We start from the raw sequence: 7,336 nt of genomic DNA, 5'->3' as shown, positions 1-7,336 counted from the left end.
ACGCCATATCCGTCGAGGCCCACGTCTCCAACGTCGGCTGGCAGGCCGCCGTCGGCAACGGCGGCACCGCCGGCACCACCGGCCGGTCCCGCGCCGTCGAGGCCCTGAGGGTCAGGCTGTCCGGCGAGCTGTCCGCCCGCTACACCGTCTGGTACCGCGTCCACTCCGCGGAGTTCGGCTGGCTGGGCTGGGCGTGCGACGGCGCCGACGCCGGCTCGGCGGGCTACGGCCGCGCCGTCCAGGCCGTCCAGGTCGCGGTCCTGCCCAAGGGCGACCCCGCCCCGGGCGACACCGCCACCCCGTTCGTCGACAGGTCCTCCGAGCCCCCCTCGGTCTCCTACCGCGCCCACGTCGCCGGCATCGGCTGGCAGGGCTCCGTCTCGGACGGCGCCGTCGCCGGCACCACCGGGCAGGGCCGCGCCCTCGAGGCCCTCTCGGGCTCCGTCTCCTGGTACGGGCACGGATCCTCCTCCCTCGAGGTGAGGGCCCACGTCTCGAACGTCGGCTGGCAGGGCTGGACCTCGGGCGTCGCCGGCACCACCGGGCGCTCCCTGGCGGTCGAGGCGCTCCAGTTCAGGCTCTCCGGTGAGGCCGCCTCGTCCTACGACGTGTGGTACCGCGTGCACTGCTCCGACTACGGCTGGCTCGGCTGGGCCAAGGACGGCGCGTCCGCGGGCACGGTGGGCCTGGCGAAGGCCGTCCAGGCCGTCCAGGTCGTGCTCGTCCCCAAGGGCGGCGCCGCGCCGGGCCCGGCCGGCGGCGCCTTCCGCGGCGCCGGCGAGCGCCTGTCCGGCTCGGCCCTCTCCGTCTCCGGCTCGCCGGCGGGCTCGTCGTTCTCCGGCGGGGTCCTGACGCTCGGCTCCGAGAGGGGGCCCGTGCTGGGCTCCGTCGCCGCGACCGTCGACAACCTCGAGTCCGACGGGTCGGTCGGCTACCGCGGCCTCCTGCTGGGCTCCGGCTGGCAGGGGGAGCTCAGCTCCGACGGGGCGCAGCTCGGCGCCTCGGGCGGCGGGCTCCAGCTCAAGGCCGTCCGCTTCGGGCTGTCCGGCGGCCTCGCGGAGCGCTACGACGTCTGGTACCGCTCCTGCGACTCCGCGCGCGGCTGGCTCGGCTGGGCGAGCGCCGGCGAGCCCTCCGGCGTCGAGTCCGGCGCCTCGGGACTCACCGCCGTCCAGGTCGCCCTCGTCGCGAAGGGCTCCGCCGCCCCCGGCCCGGCCGAGGGGGCCTACGTCTCCGGCGCCGCCTCCGGCCCGTCGCTCGTCCTGCAGGGCCATGTCGCGGAGCGCGGCTGGCTGCCCGCGGTGGGCGGCGGCGAGGACGTCGGCACGACCGGCAGGGGCCTCGCGCTCCAGGCGGTGCGCGCCTCCCTCGAGGGGGCGGGCGAGGGGAGCTCCGTCTCCGTCGCGGCCCACGTGGCCGGCATCGGCTGGCAGGACGCCGCCTCCGCCCCCTCCTACGCCGGCACGGTGGGGCAGGGCCGCGCCGTCCAGGCCGTGAGGGTGTCCCTCTCCGGCCCCGTCTCCGATTCCTATGACGTCTGGTACCGCGTCCACGCGGCGGGCTACGGCTGGCTCGGCTGGGCCAAGGACGGCGAGGCCGCGGGCACCGAGGGCCTCGGCGTCCAGGCCGAGGCGCTCCAGGTCGTCCTCGTCGAGAAGGGCGGCGACGCCCCATCGTCGGGCGCCCCCGCCGAGCTCTCCGCCCCCTCGCTCAGCCTCAGGGCCCACGTCTCGGGCGTCGGCTGGCAGGCCGCCGTCGGCAACGGCGGCACCGCCGGCACCACCGGCCGGTCCCGCGCCGTGGAGGCGATCTCGGCCGAGGTCTCCTCGCCGGTCTCCGGCGGCCTGTCCTACAGCGCCCACGTCTCCGGCATCGGCTGGCAGGACGAGGTCTCGGACGGCGCCGTGGCCGGCACCACCGGCCAGGGCAGGGCGGTCGAGTGCGTCAAGATGCGCCTGACCGGCGGCCTCTCCGAGTACTACGACGTGTGGTACCGCGCCTACGTGCAGGACTACGGCTGGCTCGGCTGGGCCAGCGACGGGGCCCGAGCCGGCACGACCGGCATCGGCTACCGCCTCGAGGCGCTCCAGGTCCGCATCGTCGCGAAGGGCTCGGCGGCGCCGGGTCCCACGGAGGGCGCGTACAGGGATCGCCCCTTGCACCCGAATTCGGTTGTCCTCAACGTTCCTTGCACAATGCAGAATCCCGAGCTTCCTACTGGTTGCGAGTCCGTTGCATTGACTAATGCGCTCAACTATTACGGATTTGGGCTGGGCAAAACCGTCATTGCAGATGCGTATATGCCTAAGAGCAGTTGGGATTTTGTTACGGCGTTTTGGGGTAATCCGCATAGCGCTTCGAACGGAAACTGCATATCCGCTCCTGGATTGACCAACACGGCTAATTCTTTTTTGATTAGTCGTGGAAGCAGCTTGCGGGCGTATGACGTCACGGGCACTGGTTTCTATGATCTTTATTCCTATTTGGAAGCCGGACATCCCGTTATTATCTGGTCGACGATAGGCATGCAGAATTTGGGTCGATGCTATGCGACTCAGGCATATGGCGGAAGGATTTATCGAACGTATACCAACTCTCATACCGTTGTTTTAAGAGGCTTTAATCGTTCCCTGGGTACCGTTTACATTGCCGATTCGCTCTCTGGCTATGTCTCTAACTCTGCTGAACGCATCGCTTCGCTATACTCGCAACGGGGAGCCCAAGCGGTTGTTCTTAAGTAGGTTCGTTAATAGATGAAGGAAGGTGGAATCGTGAGACGTCTCTTTGATGTGTCCGTTTCTATTCTCATGGCTGTCGTGTTGCTCGTGAGTCAAAACATGGGTTGTGACCGCTGCATATGCCGATAATTTAATTAACGGATCTGTTGACTCAACAAATTTCTATTCTGATGACTCGACCGCTATCGAAGACAGGTCAGTGTCTGAGGGACAAGAATTGGATGCTTCACCTGTGGTTAGCAAGCCTCAAGACGCGCAACAGGCTTCATCCGAAGAGGCAGGCGAAGTCGTTGCTGATGATTCAGCTTTAAGCGATCAGCTGACCGTCAAAAACGTAAGCGTTTCTGCCCATGTGCAGAATATCGGCTGGATGAATCCAGTTGGTTCGGGCAAGACTGCCGGAACGACGGGTAGAGGCTTGAATCTTGAGGCACTGAAAATCTCACTCGAAGAGGACGGGGCTTCCTCTCAAGAGCAGGTTGCAAATGCCATATCCGTCGAGGCCCACGTCTCCAACGTCGGCTGGCAGGCCGCCGTCGGCAACGGCGGCACCGCCGGCACCACCGGCCGGTCCCGCGCCGTCGAGGCCCTGAGGGTCAGGCTGTCCGCGGACCTGTCGGCCCGCTACACCGTCTGGTACCGCGTCCACTCCGCCGAGTTCGGATGGCTCGGCTGGGCGTGCGACGGCGCCGACGCCGGCTCGGCGGGCTACGGCCGCGCCGTCCAGGCCGTCCAGGTCGCGGTCCTGCCCAAGGGCGAACCCGCCCCGGGCGACACGTCCACGCCCTTCAAGAATCGTGTTGATGATCCCGCTTCGATTTCTGTCCGCTCGCATACGGCGAATATAGGATGGATGTCCCCCGTAGGGAGCGGGTCTATTGCAGGGACGACTGGCAGGGCCCTTCCCATGGAAGCGCTCGAGGCCCAGCTTGACTGGTATGGTCATTCCGGCGCCATTGAACTTCGTGGTCATGTGTCGAATATTGGATGGCAACAGTGGTCTGCGGGGCGCTGCGGCACGACTGGTAAGGCGCAGCGGCTTGAGGCCGTCCAGATTCGTTTGACCGGTGAGGCGGCCGAGAAATATGACATTTGGTATTGCGCTCATGTGTCAGGCATAGGCTGGCTCGATTGGGCCTGCAATGGTGCTGCCGCTGGTTCTGCCGGTAAGGGCAGGGCTATCGAAGCCGTCAAAGCGGCTCTTGTCGAGAAAGGCGGACCAGCGCCCGGTTCATCGGATAAGGTCTTTATCGGCGATCCAGATGCTGTTACGGTTTCCGGATCGGCCGTTTCTGGGGAGAGTCTTGGCTCCTCTTCCGGTCAAAAGGCCACGATCGGAGGCAATGGCGCTAAGCTGCTGAACTCTATTGTCCTGAGCGTTGCCGGTCAAACTGATAACGGGTCTATTTCTTATTCCGTTATGGATGGGTATTCAGGCTGGGGCGCCTCGTCAACGGATGGCGGTGCTGCTATAGCAGTATCAGGAGCTCCTGTTAAAGCGATTAAGTTGTCGCTGAGCGGCCAGCTCGCTGCCAATTACGACATTTGGTATCGAGCATGCGATTCCGGTAATGGTTGGACGGGCTGGACGTCAAATGGTCAGGCATGTGGCGTTTCTGGTGGCTCTTCCGGTTTGTGCGGCATTGAAATTGCGCTTGTGAGTAAGGGCCAGTCTTCGCCTGGCTCCACTGCCAATGCGTTTATCGAAACGTCTGGAATTGGTCTTGTTTCTCAGGCGCACGTTGCTTCTGCGGGCTGGTTGGCTCCTGTTGGCAACGGTGAAACCGCCGGCCAGACGGGCAAGTCCCGCTCCCTGCAGGCGTTGTATGTTGCAACTCAGGGCATCGATGCCTCCGTCGAAGTGTCGGCACATGTTGCGAATATCGGCTGGCAGCCATACGTCTCGGGTGCTGACTATGCTGGCACTGTTGGCAGGGGTCTCGCAATTCAGGCGGTTAAATTAAGACTGACCGGCAACGACGCCTCAAAATACGATATCTACTACCGTATTCATGCGGCGGATTATGGCTGGCTTGGTTGGGCTAAAAATGATGCTGCAGCTGGCACCGTTGGGTTGTCTAAGCAGGCTGAAGCAATTCAAGTTAAGTTGGTTGCTAAAGGTTCATTCGATGCTCCCGCTCAGGATCATGCTGCGTTGATTCAGCTTCCTGGTTTTTCGGCTAAGGCGAACTGTTCCGGTCTTGGCTGGAAAGCGGCCGTTGGCAGCGGCGAGATCGCTGGTACCGTTGGACAGAGCCGCGCCATAGAAGCCATGCAGCTGTCGCTCTCCGATAGTTCCATGAGCGGCGGCATTTCGTATTCCGCTCATGTATCCAATATCGGTTGGCAATCTGCTGTTTCAGATGGGGCTACATCGGGAACTGTTGGCCAAGGACAGCAAATCCAGGCCGTCAAGATTAACTTGACTGGCGAGGTTTCCAATTACTTTGATGTCTGGTATCGCGTCCATGTGTCAAATTATGGTTGGCTTGGCTGGACCAAAAATGGATCACCGGCGGGTACCACGAAGCTTGGCATTCCTGTTCAGGCCTTACAGGTAAAGATTGTCCCCAAGGGCGCTTCCGCACCGGGCTCTACGTTTGATTCGTATTTTGAGACCTATCGATATATGGGATATCAGACCCCCGGTTCTTATCCAAAGGTTAATTGCAACAGCGTGCAGCTTCCTTCGTATTGCACCGGATACTTTACGTACGTCACGCCTTCCCGTATTTCTTATAACGCTTCGCGCCAGGACTGCATTAATGCATTTATCCAGCGTGCTCGTGAATATATTGGAACTCGTTATATCGAGCCTTGGTCTTCTTGGCCGGGAGATGCGGTTGATTGCTCAGGCTTGGTACTGCAATGTCTGTATGCGACTGGCATGGATATGGGTTGGTATAACCCCTATAACCATCGTTGGTTGCCCGAGCAAACCTATAACTCCATGAATTGGTATCGCAACAACACATTTATGCCGGTTAGCACCTCTGCCATGCAGAGGGGAGATGTGGTCTACTACCAGGGTCATATTGGAATCTATATCGGAAACGGTAGAATTATCGATTCGTGGCCGGGAATTGGAGTCACCGAGCGCTCGGTCTATGCTCCTGGTCGTGTAATCGGCGCCGCAAGGCCTTTTGCATAGAGCCATTTGAGGCGCTCCGTAACGGGAGCGTCTCTATTTTGTCTGAATGCCACCGTTGCGTCTCAAGCCTTAAATGCTTGTTTAGAAGTGCGGTAATATAACTTGGTGTCTTCGAAAGTAGTCAATATCTCGGGGGATATATATGAATCGTCTCAAAGCGTCTGCAGCTTTGATTTGCACGCTTTTAATAGCTTGGTCGCAAATCATTCAGCCTTACTGTGCATACGCGTTGTCTGCCCAATCTGTCGCTTCTTCACAGTCGGTGCAGCAATCATCGAATGACTGCGGATTTCAAGGTGAAAGCTCTCAGGATGGGCGGGGCGACGCCTTGGGTTCTCAGGGTGTAACCGAGTGGTATGGTGACGCTGCGGACGCTGCTCGCCCGGATGGGAGCTCGGGCTCAATTTCTGACGATCAGTCTGGAATCGGTACCGATGAGTCGAGCGTTGACAATTCTGGTGACGAGGCATCGGCGGATGATGCCATGCAGGCGGATTCCCCTGAAGCTGACTCTTTGGTGCCGAATTCTTGGCGTTACAAGAACGGCGTGCTTATCGATGCCGGCAACGATGGTATCGATGTGCAGTCTTTGGCTGACGAAGCTTTGCCCAATGGTGCCGTTGCGCGTGGTATCGATGTCAGCAACTTTCAGGGGACGATTGACTGGAATCAGGTTAAAGCCGCTGGAATAGAATTTGCCATTCTCAAGGTCGGCCCTGTTTACGGCAAACCCGATTCAACGTTTGAACGAAACGCTACCGAATGCGAACGTCTCGGGATTCCTTACGGTGTCTACTATTACTCCTATGCTCGTTCTGTAGCGGATGCAAATAAAGAAGCCGATCGAACGCTTGCTTGGCTCGGTGGCCATCATCCGTCGCTTCCCGTTTATTACGATCTTGAGGATAACTATATCTTGCAGGATCCGAATTTCAGCAAAGATAAGCTCGCTCAGATTGCGCAGACTTTTTGTAACCGTATGGAGGCCGTTGGCTTTAAATCTGGCATTTATGCAAACCTTAACTGGTTTAACAACTATCTGAACTCTCCGTCGCTGAGCGGTTATGACCATTGGGTCGCTCAGTATAATTGGCGTTGTGACTATGCCGGTAGCTACAGTTTCTGGCAGTACTCAAGCAGCGGTAATGTCCCGGGCGTTAACGGACGCTGCGACATGAATTACTGCTTTAATGGGTCTTTTCTCAACGTTGATGACGGTAAGATGCATATCCAATATGAAGCACATGTTTCTAATATAGGCTGGATGAGCAGTAAAAGAGATGGATCAACTGCGGGCACAACGGGACAGTCGAAGGCCGTGGAAGATCTTAAAGTCAGTATTCTGAATCCCGAGGAAGATGGTTCTGTCCAGATCGACGCCCACGTCTCGGGCATCGGCTGGCAGGGATGGGACACCCCCTCGGCCTCCGAGGGCGGCACCACCGGC

The 7,336-nt window shown here is 60.1% G+C and carries 3 protein-coding genes; all 3 read left to right on the top strand.

Features of this window, described 5'->3' with window-relative positions:
• A partial coding sequence (locus tag I2D57_RS07980; RefSeq protein WP_195362094.1) for a C39 family peptidase occupies nucleotides 1-2,741 on the top strand: 2,741 nt, incomplete at its 5' end.
• A 103-nt stretch (nucleotides 2,742-2,844) separates the two neighbouring features.
• Nucleotides 2,845-5,889 carry an NlpC/P60 family protein gene (locus tag I2D57_RS07975; protein ID WP_195362093.1) on the top strand — a complete coding sequence of 1,015 codons (3,045 nt, stop codon included), beginning with the start codon at nucleotides 2,845-2,847 and terminating at the stop codon, nucleotides 5,887-5,889.
• Nucleotides 5,890-6,031: 142 nt separating this feature from the next.
• Nucleotides 6,032-7,336 (top strand): GH25 family lysozyme (locus I2D57_RS07970; protein ID WP_267472285.1); only part of this gene is annotated, 1,305 nt, incomplete at its 3' end.

Origin of the sequence: Collinsella aerofaciens (assembly GCF_015553355.1) — a bacterium.
GTDB classification, from domain to species: domain Bacteria; phylum Actinomycetota; class Coriobacteriia; order Coriobacteriales; family Coriobacteriaceae; genus Collinsella; species Collinsella aerofaciens_V.
The sequence above is the reverse complement of the archived record's forward strand: the minus strand, read 5'-3'. Positions and strand labels throughout refer to the sequence as shown.